We start from the raw sequence: 22,711 nt of genomic DNA, 5'->3' as shown, positions 1-22,711 counted from the left end.
CATGGTACTGCAACGAAAAACACCAGGCTGGTGGTTATGGGCACGTTTTCATCGGCTACCACACGATATTGTTATCGCCGTGGTGTCTACGCTCGCGCTGCGAATGGCTATCCTTCTAACCCTGGAGTCTAACGGCGGCACCATTGAAATTGAACCATTGTGGCTGAGTTTCATTGCAAGCCTGCCTTTAGTATTCATCTTCAGTCACGAGACAAAACCTGATCTATGTGCTCCACGACCACTCATCCGGCGTCGACTTATTCTGTTGGGATCTGCCGTTATTACTGGAGCTGTTGTCTCGATCGCCTGTTATCCCACTAATCTCACGGATTTTGGATTTATTGCCGTATTTCGAAATATCCTTGTTTTTCTCACACTCGGATTGCTTGGGCGCGAACTTCTAGGACAAACTCGGATATGGATTCTCCCGCTCATCGCAACAGCGGGATCCATGCTATTTTCCTGGCCACAGTATCCAACTGTTTGGGACACCGTATATGGCGCTTTGCGAAGTCCTGGGTCTTTCTACTCGGATGGCACTATCGACCTGAGTATTCCCCTCTGCCTAGGCAGTTTTATCCTTTTAAGCGTCATATATTTACGTCAGGACACTGTCGGTCGGGGTCGTTTTCATGCCAACCAGCAGTCCAATATTTTTAGCCGTTCCACTGTGTACCGTGCAGGTAATATTCCTGTCGCACAATTACGAGCTCGCGGGTGGCGACGAATTACGCAACAAATCGCCATCGGCTTGATCATAACTATAAGCGATTCGTATTACCTGCTCCAGGATAAAAAGAATTGGGGTGGCAGCCCGGCTGAATTAGCCTCCACGTGCCTCAATGGCATTTTTGTTTTCGGTTCAGTAGCTATGGCCGTTGGAACCTTTGTGGGGCAAACTCGCTGGCGCACTGGGATCGCAGTCTGGGAGAAACTAAGTAACTACACCACCATTGCACTCCTTAAAAAACCAGCGCTTTCCGTAACTACCGCTGTTTTAATCCCTATTATCACAGTCAGTGTTATCGCTCTGGCCGCCAATAGCTGGTTCCTTATTTCACATGATGTCTCTTCATCCGTTGTTGTCGCCGGGACAAGTTCAGCAACAACAACTATTGGTGCTTTCCTTATCATTGTCGCCGTATTAGCACTAACCGGCGTCGCAATTGGTCATAAGCGCAAAGGGATTTGGGTCCCCTCTGTCGCTTTTATCCTCACCCTCATCGTGCTCATAGTGGGACACAGTCAGGTTGATCACGTTTCTACCGACCGAAGGGACAAACTGACTGCTTGTGCATCAATTCCAGAGCTCAACCGCCAAGTTTGTTCGAGCGAAACGAATGCACCATTTCTCCATGCAGCGGCACGCACACTAAGTGATCTCTATGCTGATGCACCGGCCAAGCAATACCTTCCGCAGACTTTGTACTTGGTCAATAATGCCTTCGCGCCCTCAGATAGCCCAATGGCTAAGTTTGGTCTCTACCGCAAACGCTCACTCGCAGTCCCCCAAGCTTTGCCGAGCACGGATATTTCCTCCGAACTTGGCCAAACGATAGGGAACTCCTGCAAAGATGTGCAGGCGAGTTCAGCGCTCTATCTAGCTACTCCCGCTCCAGGGAGTCCGGACAATCCCCCACCACCTGAAGAAGACCTCATCCAACTCCAGCATTGCCTTAACGGCCAATAGTGTTACGAAACCCGAAAAGCCCTCCCGAACACCACTCCGGAAGGGCTATAAAAATTCTCGCTTACAGCGTCGACACACCGCCGCCGTGGACGTCGAGTTTGTCTCCACCCTCGGCCACCGTGACTTCGACAACATCGCCGTCGCGAACATCCCCGGCGAGGAGTTCCTTCGCCAGTTCGTCGCCAATGGCTTGCTGCACTAACCGACGCAGCGGGCGAGCACCGTACGCGGGGTCGTAACCGCGCTTGGCCAGCCATTCCTTCGCATCGTCGTGAACGTCCAACACGAGGCGTCGAGACTCCAGCCTCTTGGCCAGAGCGTCGATCTGAATGTCGACGATCTTGGTTAGCTGTTCGCTGGTCAGAGCGTCGAACATAACGACGTCGTCAAGTCGGTTGATGAATTCCGGCTTGAAGGTGGCCTTGACGGCCGCCTCCATCTGCTCCTTGGTCCCGCCTGCGCCCAAGTTCGAGGTCAGGATCAGGATGGTGTTCCGGAAGTCCACCGTGCGGCCTTGCCCATCGGTCAGGCGGCCTTCATCGAGCACCTGCAGGAGGACATCGAAGACGTCGGGGTGAGCCTTCTCGACCTCGTCGAACAGGACCACCGTGTAGGGCCGACGACGCACTGCTTCGGTCAGCTGACCACCGGCGTCGTAACCGACGTATCCCGGAGGGGCACCAACCAACCGCGCCACGGAGTGCTTCTCGCCGTACTCCGACATATCGATGCGAACCATGGCTTTTTCGTCGTCGAAGAGGAAGTCCGCCAACGCCTTAGCCAGCTCGGTCTTGCCGACGCCGGTGGGGCCGAGGAAGAGGAACGACCCTGTCGGGCGGTTCTCATCCGCAACACCAGCACGCGCACGGCGTACCGCGTCGGACACGGCCTTCACGGCTTCGTCCTGGCCGACCACGCGACGACCCAAAACTTTCTCCATGGCCAGGAGCTTTTCGGTTTCGCCTTGCATCATCTTGCCGGCGGGGATGCCGGTCCACGCGGAGACAACTTCGGCCACGGTCTCAGGCGTAACTTCCTCAGAGAGCATGGCGTTCTCTTCGGTGGAGTTCACGGACTTTTCGGCCGCGTGCAGCTTCTTTTCCAGTTCAGGAATAGTGCCGTAGCGCAGCTTTGCTACCCTCTCGTAGTCGCCGTCACGCTCCGCGATCTCCGAATCAGACCGAGCCTTCTCCAGCTCTTCCTTGACACTTTGCACCTCGGTAATGGCAGACTTTTCGTTCTCCCACCGGGCGGTCAGGGCCTTCAGGTTTTCGCGCTCGTCGGCAAGCTCTTCTTTCAGATGCTCGAGCCTGATTTTCGACGCTTCATCGGTCTCCTTCTCCAGGGCCATTTCCTCGATCTCTAGCCGACGCACCACGCGCTCGGCGGTGTCGATTTCCTCTGGCCGGGAGTCGATTTCCATCCGCAACCGCGAGGCGGCTTCGTCAATAAGGTCGATGGCTTTATCGGGAAGGAACCGCGCTGTGATGTAGCGGTCGGACAGCGTCGCGGCCGAGACCAGCGCGGAGTCCATGATCCGAACACCGTGGTGAACCTCGTAGCGCTCCTTGAGGCCACGCAAAATACCGACAGTGTCCTCGACGCTGGGCTCACCCACGTACACCTGCTGAAACCGACGCTCAAGGGCGGCGTCCTTTTCGATGTACTTGCGGTATTCCTCCAGGGTGGTTGCGCCCACGAGCCGGAGCTCGCCACGAGCCAGCAGCGGCTTGATCATGTTGCCGGCGTCCATTGCGGATTCCCCGGTCGCGCCCGCACCGACGATGGTGTGCAGCTCATCGATGAAGGTGATGATTTCGCCGTCGGCGTTCTTGATTTCGTCAAGGACGGCCTTTAACCGTTCCTCGAATTCGCCACGGTATTTTGCACCCGCGACCATGGACCCGAGGTCGAGCGAGACGAGTTTCTTATCCTTCAGCGATTCGGGCACATCACCAGCGACGATACGCCGCGCGAGGCCTTCGACGATGGCGGTTTTACCGACGCCGGGCTCACCGATGAGCACCGGGTTGTTCTTCGTCCGCCGTGACAGCACTTGGACGACGCGTCGAATTTCGGCGTCGCGGCCGATGACGGGGTCGATTTTGCCGTCGCGCGCTCGGGCGGTGAGGTCCGTGGAGTACTTTTCGAGGGCCTGGAACTGGCCTTCTGGGTCCTCGGTAGTCACTTTTTGGTTTCCGCGTACCGACGGGAACGCTGCCTTGAGGGCGTCCGCGGTGACACCGAACTCCTGCAGCAATTTCGCTGCGTCGCTATCGCCGGATGCGATGCCGGCGAGCAAAACCTCGGTGGAGACGTAGCTATCGCCCAGCTGGCCTGCTAATTCCTGCGCGGTGGTTAGTGCGTTGAGGGAATCGCGGTTGAACTGTGGGTTCGCCATTTGTTGGCCAGTGGCGGTGGGGTATCCGCCAACCAGACTTCGTGCCCGAGTGAGGACCTGGTTCGGGTCTGCGCCGACAGCCTGAATAACCGGCGACGCAATAGAATCGGCCTGCTCGAGGAGAGCGACGAGTAAGTGCGCTGGACGGATGTCCGGGTTACCTCGTTTCGAGGCGTCCTGAAGTGCAGCCTGGAGGGCCTCAGCTGTGCGTGTTGTGGGGGTAAAAGAGCTCATGATGTCACCTTTCTGTTCTTTGTTCGTTGTTCTGTATTTGTTGTTTCTATGTTGACCGTTCTGTGTGTGGCCTGTGCGGCGGAAGCTTTGTGACTCAGTCGACGGAACCGACCGGGTTGCTGACCGCTAGCCGACGAAGAACGTTGCTATAACCATTGTTGAGTGTACGTCACGCAAGTTTTAATCACATCTAGTACAACTGACACGAAGTTGAGTCTATTCCACTCAAGGTAGATTTTTTAGAAAAAATTTTTGTGGCGGATGGGGACGGTGGTGAGGGGTGAGTGCGTGGGTTGGACATGCGTGCGCAGGATGGACGCATGATGGGTGCATGAGTTGTGCGCGTATGCGCGAGATGGGCACGTGCGAGCCGGACGGGAACGTCGACCGGCGGGATGGGGCACGTCGGCAGTAACGGGCCACCGCACCCAGATGAGCTAACGACCCTGCCGGACCCAGACGCCCAAACCTATGACCCCCAGAACAGCTTCCCCTATTAACACCACGGGACTCGTACCGATCCCGACCGAATTTCCCAACGCCGTGCTCTCCCCCACAAACCACGGGCTGAGGCAAAGGATAAGAGAAAGAGCCGGCATTAGGCGCAAAGACACTGCCGACCCCCAACAGCCACCAATTGCAGCCGCACACCCAATAGCCACAATGCTGTGAGCACTGATCAAACTAACCGTTTCCCACCCCAGATAACGAGCCCTCATCAGGCCGGCTACAGCAACCAAGATGAGAACACATATGACAGACAGAATCAGGCGCGGGCGTTCCGTCGAGCGAGACGTCACGGCGCGCTCATACGATTCCGACCATTGACTCCCCAGCAGAACACCCATCGCCCCTGCCATCACCACCGGGACCAGATTCGGAAGGAAAACAGGGATGCTCAATTCTGGACCAAACAATTGTGGGAGCGAAAAATCATGGAACCAGATCAGAGGAATGACAACGCAACACAGCAATAGCGCTTCACGCCAGCCACGAAGGCGGAGATAGGGGAAGACGCTATTACTCATATGTAATCCTCACACTTCTTTCACTTCAGGGTGCTTTATTTTCCTGGATTATCCTGGGCATTGCCTTTCTCAGAAGAAGCTATACAGGCCTTAAGATCCCCCGTGATGTTTTTAATTCGCTCTTCTTGCTCCTGAAATGGCCGCCCCTCAGTGTTCTTGTCCATCCACTTCTGGGCATCACTGGTACCCGGGCCATTCGCCCCACCGATGACGTCGCGAACTGGCTTGTCTCCGAAATGATCGGCAATCCATTCTGCGACGATATAGATAGTCGATACTCCATCCGTTTCGGAAAGCTCACACCCCGATTTATCGCTGTCTTGTGCAATGACGGTTTCAGCCACGTCATGGAACACAAGAGTTGAGGATCGTCCCGCGTCAGCCGCCATCAAGGTGACGTCGCCACCAACTCTTTTGGGAGCATACTCACCAGCGTCGACCCCGAACCCCAACTCGTCCAATTCAGACAAAAAGGCAGACCAGTTTTTATCCACTTCACGCACAGTGGATTCATCTTCTGGCCAACTGCAATACCGAGCACCGTCGGCTGAATGAGTGCATGAAGGATTCGATGGTTTCTCACGTGCAGTCACCAGAGGCCCATTTATTCCGACGAGAGTTGCCACCACAGAGACGATAACGATTCCAGGTAGAGCTAACGATAAAAGCTTTTTACCCCTTACCCAATCGGCTGTGGTGACGAAAATGAGCACTGCTGCCAGTGCAATTCCTATAACAACACCAACAACAACTGGACGTAATTGGACTGATTGTTCTACGTAGCCCACGTAGTTCCCCGATGAATACGGCCTCAAGAATAGAATTTTCGGAACTACGCGTAGCAGCCCTGCCATCAAAGTGAGAACCACGACGGCCATCCCCGCAATGAAGCCGACAATCGCCGCTAAACGCGGTTTGGTATGGAGTGATCGGCCAATAACTCCGCCGAGCCCCACGGAGAACAGGGACCAAATCAGTCCCATAATCGGAATCGACCACCATGGATAACCACCGGGGTCTCCGGATAAACACACGGCATACAACACAACTATTGTTACGATGTTGTATATCAATGCATACAATGCCCCGAGCCCGCAAAGATACCAGCTTAGTCTTATGGAGGTTGACGATATCGTGCGGAGATAGTCAACATCATGACGCGCGATGTCATAGGCAGTACACCCCGCTAAGCACACTCCGATAAGGGCAAGTGTTTCAGAATGTACTTCGTTAACGTCCGGCCAATAGCCAATAATGTAGCCCACTCGCCACGCGGAGAATAAAAGAAAAGCAACGAAGGGCACTGGGACAAAATAACGGAGATGTCGTCGCCACCCCATTAGATCACTCCCGCAGTCAATTGACCGAAAGCAGCATCAATACTTCCATATTTCCTTTCGAGCTCTTCCGAGGGCACATCAGCGACAATGTGTCCGGAATCAAGGAAAAGAACTCGATCAGTAGGCTCAATATCGGAGGAAATATGCGTCGACATAATGACTGAGGTTTTCTCACTGAGGCGACGAATTATATTCAGGAGCGACGCCCGGTGGTTTGGGTCTAATCCCGATGTCGGCTCATCCAAAATAAGGACGTCGGGACGGTGAGCTATCCCGACAGCAACCATCGCCCGACGTTGCATGCCACCGGACAACGAAGAAAAACGGTCGCCTTCGTTATCGGACAAATGGACAAGCGCAATGGCCTCGGACGCTGCGCTCCGGGCCTCACTCATGGAATAACCATGAAGCCACGCTGCCGTCTGAACTAAGTCCCGCACAGTTTGAGATGTATCAACCGCATTATGTTGCGGCACCCAACCTAAGCGCGAAACGATTGTAGGACGGTTTTTTCGCTCCGCTGTTTTGCCATCATACCTGATCACGCCGGACTGGGGTTCAAGCTCTGTCGCGAGAATCTTCATTAAGGTACTTTTCCCCGCGCCATTAGAACCGAGCACGATATTAATTCCACCGGAAAAAGTGCACGAAATTCCGTCCAACACAGACTTAGCCTTTTTATACGAAAAACTCAACCCGCTTACTTCGATGCGCATAGTATCTTAGTGTACGGATGCCGCTCCGCCAGAGGCATGATCCCATGGAGCTGGGCAATCTACTTGCAACCTTGAGGATTCACCTGGCTGCAACTCTTGAGTTGTATGCTGATCCGGAGAAGCAGGTTTACAATTAACCCAAAGTTCCGCCGTTACACTGTGATCTGTTAGATTCTTACATTCGGCATTTGCCTTCGAACCATCCAAATTAATGTCTCCGCAGTCCGCGGTTCCTTGCGGGATGTCAAGAGCGGCGGAGGCTACCCCTACCGGAAAAAATGACGCCATAATCCCCATTGCGGCAGCAATTAGTACGCTTTTCTTCTTCATCGCAAATCCAATCAAAGTCAAAATTCGGTCAGAGCTCTTACAAAATTCATTTCGTAAGCAACTCAAATTTAGGATATAAGCTCCATTAAACAGATGTCCATACCCTAAGAAAGATAACCCTTATTTGATGTAGATTTCACCCCCACCTGGGGCTAACTTATTACAACGCTACCTCTTCGTTTGGCCAGGTTAACCCCACTTTCAGCAAAGCTGATAACTTTAACCCTTACCTATAACATTTACCAGTAAGTAAAAGTTTTTCTTAAAGCTTTTACTTAAGTTAGCAAATTTTCTAACTGTGACGACACTTAAGGTGTCTCTACCCTCAAAACCGAGTAGGGTGCGTAACTTCAGTTACTGACGGATGAAAAACTGGACACTACAGCCCTATAAGCGCGCCTCAAAACAAGCAAGGGGCGAAATACAGCAGCGTGGGATGAATCGATACAACTTCGTACGCTCCCTCACCAACCTCATCTAAACCAGGGCAGCCGTCGAATCATATAGAGGAATAAAACCATCCTCGGGATTCACTGACTCCACCGTCGGCACTAATCGTCGCCAAGCACCGGGATACTCTGTCGCACGGAGTTCAGCCGATCAGTATCAATAGTCGCGGTGACATATCCGCAGGTGTAGCCCAATTCCGCGACCCTCGTTCCGTCGGGACCGACCACAACACTGTGGCCAATCCCGGTCGGACCGTCGGACTGGCCAACCTTGTCATATCCGCCCGGGCGAGCCTGCCCCGCAGCCGCGATCCACGTCGTCGAATCCAACGCTCGTGCAGCGGTCAATGTCCGCCACTGGTCGCGCTTGCCCGGGCCATCCGACCACGACGTCGGCACAACAATAACCTGCGCACCACCCCGTGCCAGATCCTTAAACTGCTGCGGGAAGCGAATGTCGTAACACGTCGACAGTCCGACAGTCATACCCGCGCACTGGAAATATTCCAGCTCATTACCTGGGCGAACCGTGTCCGACTCGCGGTACCCGAACGCGTCATAGCAATGGATCTTGCGGTACGCCGCGTCGACGCGATCACCGTCGGCACCATCGCGGCCAACCGCCAACGCAACGTTGTCCACCCGATGGCGCGTGCCTTTCTCCGTCTCGACAGAATCGGCCGGCGCGAACATACCCACCACGGCAACAATGCCGGCAGCCTCGGCAGTCTCGCGGACAGTCGTCGCAAACCGACCATCCAGCGGCTCCGCGATCGTGTCCAACCGCCCCTGACCGAACGGGTACATCGAGGCCTCCGGGAACACGATGAGGTCAGAGTTCTCCGACGACGCGCGCATGATCAACTCACACACAGCATCCGTATTCCTAGAAACATCGGGGACGGAACAAATCTGGGCCAGTGAAATGCGCATACGCCACAGACTATCAGTGAATAGCAGTAGCTATCAGTGAGAACCAGTAAGGGAAGCGATACGATTTTCGCATGTCCCCCACCGTGATCGCCCTCATGCTGACCACCTCACTCTTCGCCGGATGGGTCGACGCCGTCGTCGGAGGCGGCGGGCTCATCCTCCTCCCGCTCATCATGATCCTGAACCCCAGCTTTACGTATTCGCAGGCGCTCGGCGTAAACAAAGTCGCTGCTATCTGCGGTACCGGCAGCTCCGCGATCACCATGGCCCGGCGCGTCCCGGCCGCGCGGACCGCTTTCCGTTACGCGCCTTTGGCGTTTGGTGGGTCGGCGCTCGGGGCGGTTATCGCGTCGTCCGTTGATAAGGACATTATGCGGCCGATCGTTATCGTGCTCCTTATCGCGGTCGGGGCGTTCGTGCTGCTCCGGCCGTCATTTGGGCAGGTCACAGTCCGACGGACCGTCACGCATGAGCGATGGATTGCGGCATTGTTGCTGATCACGGGGCTCGGGATTTACGACGGCGCGTTCGGCCCCGGCACCGGTTTGTTTCTGATCCTCACGGTCACGTCGCTGCTGGGGGAGGACTTTTTGAACAGTGCCGCGTGGGCCAAAATCCTCAATACCTTCACGAACTTAGGCGCGCTGGTTGTGTTTGCGATCAATGGGGATATCTGGTGGTTGCTGGGCTTCGGGCTGGCCGTCACCAACATTGTGGGCGCGCAGATCGGGGCGCGAATGGTCCTCAGTAAAGGTGCTGGATTCGTCCGTATTGTTTTGCTTGTCGTGGTGGTGTTGATGGCCGGGAAGTTGGCGCTCGATCAATTTGGGGTGACGGCATAGGGGCTTGCTGTCACGGCATAGAGGTCCCCCCGTGGCAGTTTAACGGCAGGATGTGACACGTTAGGGGTTATTTTGGCCGCCGACCCCCAGTTATCCACAGGCGCGGAGTTATCCACAGAAAACGCGATTTACGACTATTGACGACGCGCACCACGGGCATGTTCTTGGCACGATGTGGCGCATGACTCTCACGATCACTCCGTCCGCGCTGCGCACCCTGATGCACGACCACCACGACCATGCGGAACACGCCGAGCACGTCGGCGCCGTATGCGACGCCGCGCATGAACAAGCGCCCAGCTTCCACTTATCGCGAACCCATGCCGCTTTGCTCGCTATGGCCGACGCCGCCTATACCCAGGCCCACGAACTGAGCGCACGGCATACGCGGTTCGCGGAATCCGTCGATTCATTACGACGTCGTGTCTGCGCCGCGGACGACGCCTCGTCAACGCACTTGAGCGAACTATCCCCGATGCATGCAGGTGACACTGCCACGCGTGCGGACAAACTCGGCTAAAGGCGCAGCTCATGGCACTTAATGCAACCTCGACGGTGAACAAAACCTCGGCAGCTCAAGCGTCGGTAATGCGAGGACCGCTGGCACACGGACTGCTCGGAGGAGGACCGCTCACACATGTCCCTCAGTGGAGCCCCGACGAGCTCAATGCCGTCGCCGCCTCAATGGCCGGACTCATCAGACCCCTGACCACCCGCATTTCAGATAGCCCCATCCCCGCCACCATCATCGGCGGAATCAACGGCGACGCCGCCAATGCATCGCTAAAATCGATTAATGCGGATACGCGCGCGGTCACCGACCACATCACACAGTCCGTCGGCTTATTGCGCGCGCACTCGTCGGCACTTTGCGGCCCCCTCTGCCACGCGCAATCCCTCGAGCACACCATCAAAGAGCTCCAAGCTCAACGCGACGCCACCGCCGACCCATTCATCAGCGCCGGCCTGTACATCATCGAAACGGCCCACAAAGCCGACCTCGCCCTCCTACTCAAGTTCCTGGACACTATCGACGGTGTGCTCGCGCACCTCCTGGTCGACGTATGGAATAGCCCCAACTTCAAAGCACTCGCCCATGTCCTTGCCGACGCCGGGATCACCGACGCCTTCCTCCCCACTACCGTGCCCGCCCCGGATCCCCAACGTGACAACTCACAACCTTGGCTCGACGGACGCACCGTTGAAGACACCGACTATATCCTCCGGGAGCGCCTCGACACCTGGCTTTCTACCGCGCACGACGACAAAGAAAAGCAGTATTTGGAGGGAATACTGAAGACACTCGCCGACAACGACGACGCTTACCTCGTCCACCTCGACCATGACGGAGTAGCCATCGCGCTGGGAGATCCCACCACAAGTCCCGCCGTCGCCACCCTCGTCGGCGGAGTCGGCTCCAGTGAACCCGGACGTATTCACGGGCACACAGACTGGGCACGTGAGATCAGGCAAGCCAGCGGCAACAAAGCCAGCGTCATCGCATGGTCGGCCTACCCCGCGCCCAAATCGCTACCCGCTGCAGCCAGCACAGATAACGCCATCCGCGGAGCACAAAACCTGCGTTCATTCCAACAATCGCTCCGCACACGCAACCCCTCCGCCCAACTCACCGTCACCGGCCACAGCTACGGCAGCGTCGTCGTCGGGCATGCTGCACGGTCCTCGGACGCGACATCTTCAGACGCAACGCCGTCAGACACAACACCGCCACTCGAAGCCGACACCGTCGTCATCGTCGGCTCCCCCGGAACCGGCGCGAATCATGCGCACGAATTAGCGCCACACGCGCTGGACAGGCACGCGGAGATCGTCGTCGGTAGGAATGATGCTGATCCCATCATGTTCGCAGCCGGACCAGACGTCGGTGCGCACGGCCCAGACCCGTCCTACGCACGCTGGGGTGCCGATGCGTGGCTCACCCCCAACGGTCTGGCGGCTACTCCCCCCAGTGACCAGAAAATTCGCGACCTGGGAGGACTCGTTATTCCTGGGCTGAGGTTCGGTGAGCTGATGAAAAACCACCGGTACAGGGACTACTCGGCGGCGCTTGCACAGGTCATTACCGACGGGGTGCCGGCCGATGCCCACACATCTCAGGGGTGATCATTGCAGGAGGTGCAGCAGCGCAATAATGTGGTTTTCACACATACTGACCAGCGCAATTGTGGCTTTCGGCCACACACTGAGCCAGGACGCACACCAACCACCCACACTCCACAAGGGAGCACCCCATGAGCAGCAAACACAACAAAAGCGGTAAGAAAAACAAGAAAGATAAGAAGCTGAACGCCACCGGTGACGAAATCTCCGCCACCACCACAACCGCCAGCAACGTCGACAACCCCGACTTCCTCAAGCCCCCGCCCAACTCCCACGACCTCGACAACATCACCGACCGCGCCATCGCCCGCGCACACGAATGGCTCGAGGCGACGAACGGGGAACAGACGCGGAAGGAATCGTCGTCCACTGAACAACTCGCGGCCCTCGTTCACGATCCACAGGGCATCGACTTCACCATGGGCTTCGTCGACCGAGTCGCGCGCCCAGAAGACAACGCCGTCGCCGCGAAGGAATTTGCCTCCCTGGGCAGCCCGTTTGGACGGAAAGAATCCCTCCCCGACTTCCTCGGGCCGCTGAATACGGCACTCGTCTCCCTCGGAGCGCTGGCCGGACAAGTGCTGCCCAGCATCGTGATGCCCATCGCCCGCGGCTACCTGCGGAAAATGGTGGGACACCTGGTGCTCGACGCCAATGGCAAGGCGCTTGACAAACTGCTTGACGACGCGCACGCCAACGGATTCCGGCTCAACATCAACCTCCTCGGCGAGGCTGTCCTCGGCGAGCGCGAGGCAACACGTCGGCTAGACCGGACCATCGAGCTGCTCCGCAACCCCAAGGTGGACTACGTGTCCATCAAGGCATCGTCGGTGTGCTCGCAGCTCAACCCGTGGGATATCGAAGGCAACACGCGGCGGCTCAAGGAACGCCTCCGTCCTCTGTACCGGGAAGCGGTCAAACGCACACCGCATCCGTTCATCAATATGGATATGGAGGAATACAAAGACCTCGACCTCACCATCAAGCTCTTCAAGGAGCTCATGAGTGAAGACGAGTTCATGGACCTGGAAGCCGGTATCGTGCTTCAGGCCTACCTCCCCGACACCCTGGATGCCCTGCACGAACTCATTGACTTCGCGCACGAGCGCGTCAACAAGGGCGGTGCGCCCATCAAGGTGCGCATTGTGAAGGGCGCGAACCTGTCCATGGAGCGCGTGGACTCCGAAATTCACGACTGGAAGCAGACCCCGTACCTCACGAAGGCTGAAGTAGACGCCAACTACCTGCGGCTCCTGGATGTGGCGCTGCAGCCTGAGCACGCCAACGCCATTCGGATCGGTGCGGCCTCTCACAACCTCTACACGGTGGCCACCGCGCACGAACTCTCTGTGCAGCGCGGCGTCGAGGACCAGCTCGATATCGAAATGCTCCAAGGTATGGCGCCCGCCCAGGCCAGGGCCGTGCGTCAGATCACGGGAACGGTCATCCTGTACACCCCCGTTGTGCACGCGGAAGACTTCGACGTTGCCGTGTCCTACCTGGTCCGACGGCTCGAAGAAAACGGCGCGCACCAAAACTTCCTGTACGCGCTGTTCGCGCCCGATGTCGCCGGCGATGACGACATGACGCCCATGCAGGAGCAAGAAAAGCGCTACCTCAACGCCGTCAACGACCGCTGGACCACGTTCGCAGGACCACGGCGCCAGCAGGACCGTCGGCAAGAACGATCCGCTGCTGACGTGTCCAAGCGAGTCGAGTCCGTCCCCGGCCACTTCGTCAACGAGCCGGACACCGACCCATCGCTGCCCGCCAACCGCGAGTGGGCCCTGCGGTGGCTGGACCACGACCCGGGCCCCGTCACCAGCCCGCTGATCACGGAGAAGTCGGATATCGATGCCATCGTGGCCCGCGCACGATCACGGTCCTCCGCGTGGGGCAACACCAGCGGACACGACCGCGCCGAGGTACTCGACGCCGCCGCTAACGCGCTGGCCGCGCACCGCGGGGAACTACTGGCCGCCATGACGCACGAGGCGAACAAGACCGTGGCGGAATCCGACCCCGAGATCTCCGAGGCCATCGACTTCGCCCGCTACTACGCGGAATCCGCCCGCGCGCTCGACGGCGTCAAGGGATCACGGTTCACCCCGTACTCCGTAGTCCTTATCACCCCGCCGTGGAACTTCCCGCTGGCCATCCCCATGGGTGGCGTGTTCGCCGCCCTCGCTGCCGGCGCGGCCGTTGTCATCAAACCTGCACCACAAGTCGTCCGCATCGCCGAAGTTGCGGTGGGGATACTGCGTGAAGCTGGCATCGACGAGGAACTCCTCCAGCTCGTCAACGTTGCCGAGAATGAAGCCGGCCAACACCTCGTCTCCCACCCGGCGGTGGACTCCATCATCCTCACCGGCGCCTCCGACACGGCGCGGCTCTTCCGCAGCTGGAAACCACAGATGGTGATCAACGCGGAAACCTCCGGCAAGAACGCCATCATCGTCACGCCATCTGCCGATCCAGACCTCGCCGTTTCCGACGTCTACAAGTCGGCCTTCGGCCACGCGGGGCAGAAGTGCTCGGCGTCGTCGCTGGTCATTGTGGTGGGCAGCGTCGGCAAGTCAAAGCGATTCATGAACCAGCTGATCGACGCCGTCGAGACCCTCAAAGTCGGCCCGGGAACCGATATTTCCACCACCATGAATGGAATCATCGAGCCCCCATCCGACAAGCTCATGCGAGGGTTGACGCAGCTAGAGAGCGGAGAGAAATGGCTGGTCAAGCCACGGAAGCTGAACAAAGAAGGGACGCTCTGGTCCCCGGGGTTGCGAGACAATGTCAAGCCCGGATCGTGGTACCACACACACGAGTGCTTCGGGCCAGTGCTCGGCATCATGCACGCCGCCACCCTGGAGGAAGCTACCGAATGGCAGAACTCCACGGGCTACGGGCTCACCGGTGGTCTGCACGCCCTCGACCCGGACGAGATCGACTGGTGGATTGACCACGTCGAGGTCGGTAATGCCTACGTCAACAGGGGTATTACCGGGGCCATCGTGCAGCGGCAATCCTTCGGCGGGTGGAAGGCCTCCGCGCTCGGGTCGGGCGCCAAAGCTGGCGGCCCGAACTACGTGGCGCAACAGGGAACCTGGTCCGAAGGGGACGTCGACGAGCTACCCCGTGCGGGGCTTCAGCGCCACGTTGCCCGGCGGCTCCGCCGGATCAAGGGCCAGCTGGACAACACGCTCACCCCGGCCGACCTGTACTGGCTGCGTCGCGCGGCTGAATCCGACGCCTACGCCTGGAGCACCGAGTTCGGCGTTGAGCACGACAACACCGCACTCATCGCCGAGTCCAACATCTTCCGCTACCGGCCTCTGTTGGCACCGCTGCGCGTCCGAGTTGGATCGCCCAGCTCGTCGCCGACCCTCATTCGTGACCTTGTCCGCCTGACGTTAGCGTCGGAAATCTCGGGCACTCCGATGGACGTTTCCGCTACCGCAGAGACCGCCACCGAGCTCGGGGCCATGGGATTCAGTATCCGTCGTGTGGAAGACGCCACCTACGCGGCCGAAGTGGAAAACGCAGAGTCCGTTCGTGTGCGCACCCTCGGCGACGTCGACCCGGCGCTGTACAAAGCGGCGGCGCACTCGGGATCGATTGTTATCGACCACCCGGTTCTTGCCGATGGGCGTCGTGAAATTCTGCCATTCCTGCTGGAACAAGCGGTATCGATCACGAACCACCGGTTTGGTTACATCAAGGGCCTGACCAACTGACATCGTTTGTTGGCATGGTTACCGCTAAACTCATCGACACGACCAGCTCGCCTCAATGTTGAGATAGGAAGCTATGCCACTACGTCAGTTCTCTAAGGTTCTCGTCGCCAACCGCGGCGAGATCGCCATCCGCGCGTTCCGCGCAGCACACGAACTCGAGTCCAGCACAGTCGCGGTCTACCCCTGGGAGGACCGACACTCCTCCCACCGCATCAAGGCTGATGAAGCCTACGAAATCGGGGAAGAAGGCCACCCGGTCAAGGCCTACCTCAACGTCGACGAAATCATCTCCGTCGCCAAAGACTCCGGGGCCGAAGCCATCTACCCCGGCTACGGGTTCCTGTCCGAGAACCCCGAGCTCGCGCGCGCCTGTGAACGCGAGGGCATCGCGTTCGTCGGGCCCACCGCCGACGTCCTCGATATGACGGGTAACAAAGCCACCGCTATTCATAACGCGAAAGAGGCGGGGCTGCCTACCCTCGGGGACACTCCCGCGACCGACGACCTCAACGAGCTAGAACGCCTGGCTGACGAATCGGATATGCCCTACCCGCTCTTCGTCAAGGCGGTTGCTGGGGGCGGCGGGCGCGGTATGCGCCTCATTCCCTCCCGCGACAAACTCCGCGAGCTGTGCGAAACAGCATCTAATGAGGCCAAAACCGCCTTCGGCGACCCCACCGTTTTCCTCGAGCAGGCCGTGGTTAATCCGAAGCATATCGAGGTGCAGATCCTTGCCGACGGACAAGGCAATGTCGTCCACCTCTTTGAGCGCGACTGCTCCGTACAGCGTCGCCACCAAAAAGTCGTGGAACTCGCGCCTGCGCCTAGCCTCACGCCTGAACAGCGCGAGGCCATCTGCACCGACGCGGTGAACTTCGCGCGGCACATCAACTACCGCGGCGCGGGAACCGTCGAATTCCTTGTTGATGAAGACGGCAACCACGTGTTCATCGAAATGAACCCGCGCGTGCAGGTCGAACACACAGTCACCGAGGAAATCACGGATATCGACATTGTCCGGGCACAGCTGCAGATCGCGGCGGGCGCGTCGCTGCCCGAGATCGGGCTGACCCAGGACACGATCTCTTTCCACGGTGCCGCGATGCAATGCCGCATCACCACCGAAGATCCAGCCAACGACTTCCGCCCCGACACCGGATACATCACGGCCTATAGGTCGCCGGGCGGTTCCGGTATTCGCCTCGACGGGGGTACCGCCACGGGCGCGGAGGTCACCGGGCACTTCGATTCGCTTCTGGTCAAGCTCACGTGCCGCGGGCGAGACTTCGACTCCGCTGTCCATCGTGCCCGGCGCGCGCTCGACGAGTTCCGCATTCGGGGTGTGGCGACGAACATCCGGTTCCTCCGCGGGGTCCTGGATAACCCGGATTTCCGCGCCGGCAATTTCACCACGTCGTTTATCGCGGATCACCCCGATCTGCTCACGACCAAGCCGTACGCCAACCGCGCCGACAAAATCATGCGGTACTTGGGCACTGTGACGGTGAATAAGCCGAACGGTGAGCGCGCGACCACTCTCAACCCGGCAGATAAATTGCCGACGCTGGACACGTCGGCTCCGCTGCCGGAGGGATCACGCGACCGGCTCCTGAAGCTCGGGCCCGAGAAATTCGCGCAGGAGCTGCGGCAACGCCGCGGTGTGGCGGTGACCGACACGACGTTCCGCGATGCGCACCAGTCGTTGCTGGCCACGCGCGTCCGCACGAACGACCTCGTTGCCGCCGCGGGCCATGTTGCGCGCACGACACCCCAGCTGCTGTCCGTCGAGGCGTGGGGTGGCGCCACCTATGACGTCGCCATGCGGTTCCTCAAGGAGGATCCGTGGGCGCGGCTGGACCGCCTGCGTCAAGCGATGCCGAACGTGTGTATCCAGATGCTGCTCCGCGGGCGTAACACCGTCGGATATACCCCCTACCCCGAGACGGTCACGAAGGCGTTCGTGAAGGAAGCTGCCGCGTCTGGCGTCGACATTTTCCGAATTTTCGACGCCCTGAACGACGTGAGCCAGATGAAGGCCGCGATCGACGCCGTCCGAGAGACCGGGACCGCGGTGGCGGAAGTAGCGATGAGCTACGCCGGCAACGTCGCCGACCCCAACGAAAAGCTCTACACGCTGGATTATTACATGAATCTGGCGCACACGATCGTGGATGCGGGCGCGCATATTCTGGCGATCAAGGACATGGCCGGGCTGCTCCGCCCCGAGGCGGCGCGCATGCTTGTCACCGAGCTGCGTAAGGAATTCGACCTGCCCATCCATATTCACACACATGACACGGCCGGCGGATCGCTGGCCACGTACATGGCTGCATGGGAGGCTGGCGCGGATGCTATCGATGGTGCGTCGGCTCCTATGGCGGGGACGACGTCGCAGCCGTCGCTGTCGGCCATCGTCGCGGCCACGGCGAACACGAAGTACGACACTGGCCTGGACCTTGCGGCCGTGAGTGCGTTGGAACCGTACTGGGAGGGTGTGCGCTCGGTGTACGCGCCGTTTGATAAGGGGCTCGCTGCCCCGACGGGCCGGGTGTACAACCACGAAATCCCTGGTGGCCAGCTGACGAACCTTCGCGCGCAAGCGACGGCGCTGGGCTTGGAGCACAACTTCGAGCAGATCGAGGACGCGTATGCCGCGGCCGATAAGATGCTCGGGCACCTGGTGAAGGTAACGCCGTCGTCCAAGGTGGTCGGCGATCTCGCGTTACAGCTGGTCGGAGCGGGTATTGATCCGGCCGACTTCGCTGCAAATCCGAATGACTATGACATCCCGGATTCGGTCATCGGGTTCCTCAACGGTGAGCTGGGGACGCCGCCCGGTGGGTGGCCCGAGCCGTTCCGTACCCAGGCGCTCAAGGGTCGGGAGAAGACGCCAGAGATCACGCCCGTGTCGGCCGAGGACGAAGACCACTTGAATGGGTCATCGGAGGATCGGCGGAACACGCTGAATCGACTGCTCTTCCCCGGACCCGCGGCCGATTTTGATACCCACCGCAACGAATATGGCGAGGTCAGCCGCCTCTCCACGAACCAGTTCTTCTTCGGCCTGTACCCCAACGAAGAACAAAAGATTCAGTTGGCAAAGGGCATTGACCTTATTGTGCAGCTGCAGTCCATTTCGGAGCCCGACGCGCGCGGCGTGCGGACCGTCATGTGCTTCCTCAACGGTGAGCTACGGCCCGTCTTTGTCCGCGACGAATCCGTCGAAGCCGACGTCAACCCCGCGGAGAAAGCCGACCGCTCCAACCCCGGCCACGTTGCCGCGCCCTACGCGGGCAATGTCACGGTGACCGTGGACGAAGGTGACACTGTTCACGCCGGCGACAAGATCGCGGTGATCGAGGCGATGAAGATGGAGGCCAGCATCACGGCCCCCGTTGATGGAACCATCGAGCGCATTATTTCCGACGGGACCTTCCACGTTGATGGTGGGGATCTCGTGGTGGTTATTTCGTAGCGCGCGACGAAAAGCGGCCCCGCGTCGGGCGACCGGGTCGTTCCCCGCGTCGGGCCGCCTACGAGGCCATGGTGATCAGCGCCGGGTTCATGCCCGACGCCATGAGCTTCCGTTTGATATCCCCCACCACTGTCTTCGGCCCCGCCAACAGCGTTTCATGGCCGAGCCACGGGCCGCGCGCCATAACGTCGTCGGCAAGTGAAATACCCTCCCGAACAGTGAAATCGCGTGGCGCGACAGCGTAGGCCGACATGCGGGCGAACTGGTCTTCCTCCGCATGCACCGTCGACGGGTGCACGGTCAGCCAGTCCATGGCCGTGTCGAATGACCAGAGCGTCCGGAGTTCGTACAGGTCGCTGGGGTACTCGGCGCCGAAGAACAGGTACGTCTGCGGCGGCGACGGTTTCGACGCAAGGTCGAGGATGATCGCGCGAATCGCCGCCAGATGGGCACCGTGGGCCACCATCAATACGGGGCGCGAACCGTCGAGAAGATCAACCGTCATGGAACCGCGCGCGGCGCCGATCTCCCACACGTCGCCAGGACGAGTCATGCGGGCGAGGTCAAAAACCAGCGCTGAGCTGCCCTTTAGCGACTGCTGCCGGGGCCCCTCAAATCGCGGCACTTCGAGATGAAACTCGATCAGCCTATCGTCGCTGTGCGGGATGGCGGGCGCCAGCCATTTCCGCTTACCCGACGACTGCGGCGCCAGGACTGGCACCAACTGCCCGGCGCGGTACGGAATCGGCGAATCCGCGGCGAGCCGGACGACCGTGATGGCGTCGGATCGGTGGTCGACATCCAGGACGGTGGCGCCCCAGCGCACGGGGACTTCGCTGTATTCGGCGGCGCCTTCCTCAAGGAGGCCGATGATTTGGCCGGTCGCCATCGCGAACAGCTCGAATTCTTCCGACGTGACCTGCGGCGCGATTATTTCGCGGCCGGCGTCGATAATGGCGTCCCCCATTGCGACATAGTCGGGGGCTTCGACGCCGAAGCTGCGGTGGTCCTCGGCAAGGTGCCGGAGGAAACGCCGCGTGCGTCGATCCAACCCATTACCTGTTGCCTGCTTGGCGTAGACGTGCACCAGCGCACGCCGAAAACTGGGCTTAAGCTGCGACAAGTCCGCCGGAAGACGCCGGATAAACGAGGGACGGCGGGCGAAAAGATGAGTAAACACGGCGTCGACGAAGCGCGACCCGTCTGTTTGAAGGACAGTGACGACGGGGACCAGGGATGCTTCATGGACTCCGGTGGCGTCCTGCGCCACATCGTCGTCAACGGCGTCGCCATCCTGCACCACGGAGTCATGGCCGCGCGGCCGGCTACCTTCTATCACGCCTATCCTTTCTACGGCGAGCCCCCGGTTCCCACATCACAACAGCGGTAGACCGAGGCACATGCACAATTTCCCCACGTGACCTGCCGTGTTGAGCTTCCATACGAGCCAACCGCTCCCGAAGCTGGTGGTTCTCCGCCTGCAGCTCATCCACCTGAGACTTCAGGTCAATGATCGCCCGTATCCCCGCGAGGTTAACACCATCTTCGTGAGAAAGCTTCTGTATTTCGCGAAGCATCTCAATGTCGTCCGGCGAGTACCGACGCCCACCTCCCCGCGTTCGCTCGGGCGTCACCAGCCCCATGCGGTCGTAGGTGCGGAGCGTCTGAGCGTGGAGTCCGGTCAGTTCCGCTGCCACCGAGATGACATAAACTTCTTCCCGACGTACCTCGCCCAGCGGCTGCCTATTTCCTCTGGTGTGAGTTTGCCGAGACGTGTCGGGGGTCGCGCGGTTTTCGCCGCCACGTGTTTCGGCGCCAGCTTCGCCACCGCGCGTTCCAGCAGCTCCGCCAGTCGCGCCAGCGCCAGCCCCACGCGTTCCAGCAGCTCCGCCAGCGTTCGAGGGGCCCGTCGTATTGCGTCGTCGATCAGAGTTCGAAGCCATGACTTACCCCTCCTTCCCTGGCCAGTTAGCGCGCGGATCAAAGCCCAGACGCTTCTCTTCGGCCACGTAACTACGGAGCGCAGAGGCGGCCCCTTCGTCCAGCTTCGGCGGGACCGCCACCTTCACCGTCACGAGGAGGTCGCCATTCTTCTGATTGCGCTTCGGCACACCGCGACCACGAACACGCAACGTCCGGCCGTCGTTAGTGCCCGCGGGGATCTTGACGCGAACCTTGTTGTCCAGCGTCGGCACTGTAACGACCCCGCCCAACGCGAGCTCAGAAAAACTAACTGGGACGGTAACGCGCAGGTCGTCGCCCTTGCGAGTGAAGAGCTTGTCCGGCCGCACATGTACGGTGACGAACAAATCGCCCGCCGGGCGGCCGCGCATTCCCGCCTCGCCCTGACCAGCTAAGCGAACCTTCTGGCCATCGACAACGCCCGACGGCACACGCACGGTAATCGTCCGAGTGCGGTTGGTCACACCGCTGCCCTTGCAGGCCGGGCAGGGATCGTCGATCTTCGTGCCCGTGCCGCCGCAATCGGAGCACGGCCGCGACAACCCGAACGCGCCGCGATTGTCGGACACGACACCTTTGCCATTACACGTCGAACATGTATGCGGCGACGTCCCAGGTTTGGCGCCCGAACCGTGACACTCCTGGCACGACGAGGGGTTCGTCAAGCGGATCGGCACCGTGGCGCCTTTGGTGGCCTCGCGGAAATCCAACGTAATTTCCGTTTCGACGTCGGCGCCGCGGAGGTTGCGCTGGCCACGGCTGGCGGCAGCAGACGCGCTACCCCGGCCGTTGAAGAGGTCGCCGAGGATATCGCCGATGCCTCCGCCGGACCCGCCGCCGAACAGGTCGGACGCGGAGAAGCCGCTGCCCGTGTCGTAATTGCTAAATGTGGTGCGGAAACCGCCCGACGACCCGTACTGGCCACCGAATCCGCCCGAGTTAAACCCGCCGTTATTGAAGCCACTGCCACCGAAGCCACCGAGACCGCCGGAAGCGAGCATGTCCTTCAATTCGTCGTATTCCTTGCGCTTTTTGGCATCGCCGACGACGGAATACGCCTCGCTGGCTTGTTTAAAACGCTCTTCCGCGGCGGAGTCGCCCGGGTGGCTGTCCGGGTGGTTATCGCGCGCGATCTTGCGGTACGCCTTCTTAATCTCATCCTCGCTAGCGCTGCGAGAAACGCCTAAGTCCTTGTAATAATCCTTCTCTGCCCATTCTCGTTGAGCCGTCATAGTTGCCTTCTTCCGCTATTTATCGCTTTGTTGCTTGCTACTGTTGTTGTCTTGTGTTGGTTGGTGGGGTTGATGCGCCGTGGGGTATGTGGGATGCCACGTAGCGCCTTATGGTATTGCGGCACCTTCGTGGCGCGTTAGCCGTTTCCGACCATCTCGCCGCCCGGCTGGCGTCGGGGTTTGTGCTCGTGGTTCCGGACGCGCGGTAACCGTCGGTGCATGCC

General features: G+C 59.5%; 14 protein-coding genes. 6 read left to right on the top strand and 8 right to left on the bottom strand.

Annotation, left to right across the window (positions count from 1 at the left end; all coding sequences use genetic code 11):
* Position 1 precedes the first annotated feature (1 nt).
* Positions 2–1,690 carry a hypothetical protein gene (locus tag CKROP_RS01430; RefSeq protein WP_012730966.1) on the top strand — a complete coding sequence of 563 codons (1,689 nt, stop codon included), beginning with the start codon at positions 2–4 and terminating at the stop codon, positions 1,688–1,690.
* 61 nt (positions 1,691–1,751) lie between these two features.
* On the opposite strand, the gene clpB is transcribed toward CKROP_RS01430, so the two are convergent.
* From clpB to CKROP_RS01405, 5 genes are all read right to left on the bottom strand, one after another.
* Positions 1,752–4,325 (bottom strand): ATP-dependent chaperone ClpB, encoded by a 2,574-nt coding sequence (gene clpB, locus CKROP_RS01425; RefSeq protein WP_012730965.1) that lies wholly within the window; start codon positions 4,323–4,325, stop codon positions 1,752–1,754.
* A 437-nt stretch (positions 4,326–4,762) separates the two neighbouring features.
* The gene (locus CKROP_RS01420; RefSeq protein WP_041628726.1) at positions 4,763–5,353 is read right to left on the bottom strand and encodes a hypothetical protein; all 591 of its coding nucleotides are present in this window, start codon (positions 5,351–5,353) and stop codon (positions 4,763–4,765) included.
* Between the two features lie 35 nt (positions 5,354–5,388).
* Positions 5,389–6,336, bottom strand: a complete 948-nt coding sequence (locus CKROP_RS01415; protein WP_148209613.1) for a hypothetical protein — start codon at positions 6,334–6,336, stop codon at positions 5,389–5,391.
* A gap of 356 nt (positions 6,337–6,692) precedes the next feature.
* Positions 6,693–7,409 carry an ABC transporter ATP-binding protein gene (locus CKROP_RS01410; RefSeq protein ID WP_012730963.1) on the bottom strand — a complete coding sequence of 239 codons (717 nt, stop codon included), beginning with the start codon at positions 7,407–7,409 and terminating at the stop codon, positions 6,693–6,695.
* An 881-nt stretch (positions 7,410–8,290) separates the two neighbouring features.
* Positions 8,291–9,121 (bottom strand): carbon-nitrogen hydrolase family protein, encoded by an 831-nt coding sequence (locus CKROP_RS01405; RefSeq protein ID WP_012730962.1) that lies wholly within the window; start codon positions 9,119–9,121, stop codon positions 8,291–8,293.
* A gap of 71 nt (positions 9,122–9,192) precedes the next feature.
* On the opposite strand from CKROP_RS01405, the gene CKROP_RS01400 reads away from it, so the two are divergent.
* The 5 genes from CKROP_RS01400 (at position 9,193) to CKROP_RS01380 (ending at position 19,293) form a co-directional block, all read left to right on the top strand.
* Positions 9,193–9,963 (top strand): TSUP family transporter, encoded by a 771-nt coding sequence (locus CKROP_RS01400; RefSeq protein ID WP_012730961.1) that lies wholly within the window; start codon positions 9,193–9,195, stop codon positions 9,961–9,963.
* 181 nt (positions 9,964–10,144) lie between these two features.
* Complete coding sequence (locus CKROP_RS01395) at positions 10,145–10,483, top strand: hypothetical protein (RefSeq protein ID WP_041628724.1); 339 nt, start codon at positions 10,145–10,147, stop codon at positions 10,481–10,483.
* Positions 10,484–10,494: 11 nt separating this feature from the next.
* Positions 10,495–12,087 (top strand): alpha/beta hydrolase, encoded by a 1,593-nt coding sequence (locus CKROP_RS10500; protein ID WP_012730959.1) that lies wholly within the window; start codon positions 10,495–10,497, stop codon positions 12,085–12,087.
* A gap of 128 nt (positions 12,088–12,215) precedes the next feature.
* Positions 12,216–15,818, top strand: a complete 3,603-nt coding sequence (locus CKROP_RS01385) for a proline dehydrogenase family protein (protein ID WP_012730958.1) — start codon at positions 12,216–12,218, stop codon at positions 15,816–15,818.
* A 73-nt stretch (positions 15,819–15,891) separates the two neighbouring features.
* Entirely contained in the window at positions 15,892–19,293 is a 3,402-nt protein-coding gene (locus CKROP_RS01380; protein ID WP_012730957.1) for a pyruvate carboxylase, read from the top strand.
* Positions 19,294–19,351: 58 nt separating this feature from the next.
* Here CKROP_RS01380 and CKROP_RS01375 read toward each other — a convergent pair whose 3' ends face one another.
* The 3 genes from CKROP_RS01375 to dnaJ all read right to left on the bottom strand — a co-directional run bounded on the left by CKROP_RS01375 (position 19,352) and on the right by dnaJ (position 22,487).
* Complete coding sequence (locus CKROP_RS01375; protein ID WP_041628723.1) at positions 19,352–20,632, bottom strand: hypothetical protein; 1,281 nt, start codon at positions 20,630–20,632, stop codon at positions 19,352–19,354.
* Positions 20,619–21,029, bottom strand: coding sequence for a heat shock protein transcriptional repressor HspR (locus CKROP_RS01370; RefSeq protein ID WP_041629054.1), 411 nt, complete (start codon positions 21,027–21,029; stop codon positions 20,619–20,621). The genes CKROP_RS01375 and CKROP_RS01370 overlap by 14 nt, the downstream gene beginning before the upstream one ends.
* A gap of 210 nt (positions 21,030–21,239) precedes the next feature.
* Positions 21,240–22,487: a molecular chaperone DnaJ gene (gene dnaJ, locus CKROP_RS01365; protein WP_012730954.1), complete on the bottom strand. Its 1,248-nt coding sequence runs from the start codon at positions 22,485–22,487 to the stop codon at positions 21,240–21,242.
* Between the last annotated feature and the right edge of the window lie 224 nt (positions 22,488–22,711).

Origin of the sequence: Corynebacterium kroppenstedtii DSM 44385 (assembly GCF_000023145.1) — a bacterium.
Lineage (GTDB): Bacteria > Actinomycetota > Actinomycetes > Mycobacteriales > Mycobacteriaceae > Corynebacterium > Corynebacterium kroppenstedtii.
Note: the sequence above shows the minus strand (reverse complement) of the source record. Positions and strands in the feature narration are given on the sequence as shown.

Coding starts and splice junctions, on each gene's coding strand:
- CKROP_RS01405 (WP_012730962.1), bottom strand. CDS start 9,121: ATGCGCATTTCACTGGCCCAGATTTGTTCCGTCCCCGATGTTTCTAGG.
- CKROP_RS01385 (WP_012730958.1), top strand. CDS start 12,216: ATGAGCAGCAAACACAACAAAAGCGGTAAGAAAAACAAGAAAGATAAG.
- dnaJ (WP_012730954.1), bottom strand. CDS start 22,487: ATGACGGCTCAACGAGAATGGGCAGAGAAGGATTATTACAAGGACTTA.
- CKROP_RS01430 (WP_012730966.1), top strand. CDS start 2: ATGGTACTGCAACGAAAAACACCAGGCTGGTGGTTATGGGCACGTTTT.
- CKROP_RS01415 (WP_148209613.1), bottom strand. CDS start 6,336: ATGGGACTGATTTGGTCCCTGTTCTCCGTGGGGCTCGGCGGAGTTATT.
- CKROP_RS10500 (WP_012730959.1), top strand. CDS start 10,495: ATGGCACTTAATGCAACCTCGACGGTGAACAAAACCTCGGCAGCTCAA.
- CKROP_RS01380 (WP_012730957.1), top strand. CDS start 15,892: ATGCCACTACGTCAGTTCTCTAAGGTTCTCGTCGCCAACCGCGGCGAG.
- clpB (WP_012730965.1), bottom strand. CDS start 4,325: ATGAGCTCTTTTACCCCCACAACACGCACAGCTGAGGCCCTCCAGGCT.
- CKROP_RS01420 (WP_041628726.1), bottom strand. CDS start 5,353: ATGAGTAATAGCGTCTTCCCCTATCTCCGCCTTCGTGGCTGGCGTGAA.
- CKROP_RS01410 (WP_012730963.1), bottom strand. CDS start 7,409: ATGCGCATCGAAGTAAGCGGGTTGAGTTTTTCGTATAAAAAGGCTAAG.
- CKROP_RS01395 (WP_041628724.1), top strand. CDS start 10,145: ATGACTCTCACGATCACTCCGTCCGCGCTGCGCACCCTGATGCACGAC.
- CKROP_RS01400 (WP_012730961.1), top strand. CDS start 9,193: ATGTCCCCCACCGTGATCGCCCTCATGCTGACCACCTCACTCTTCGCC.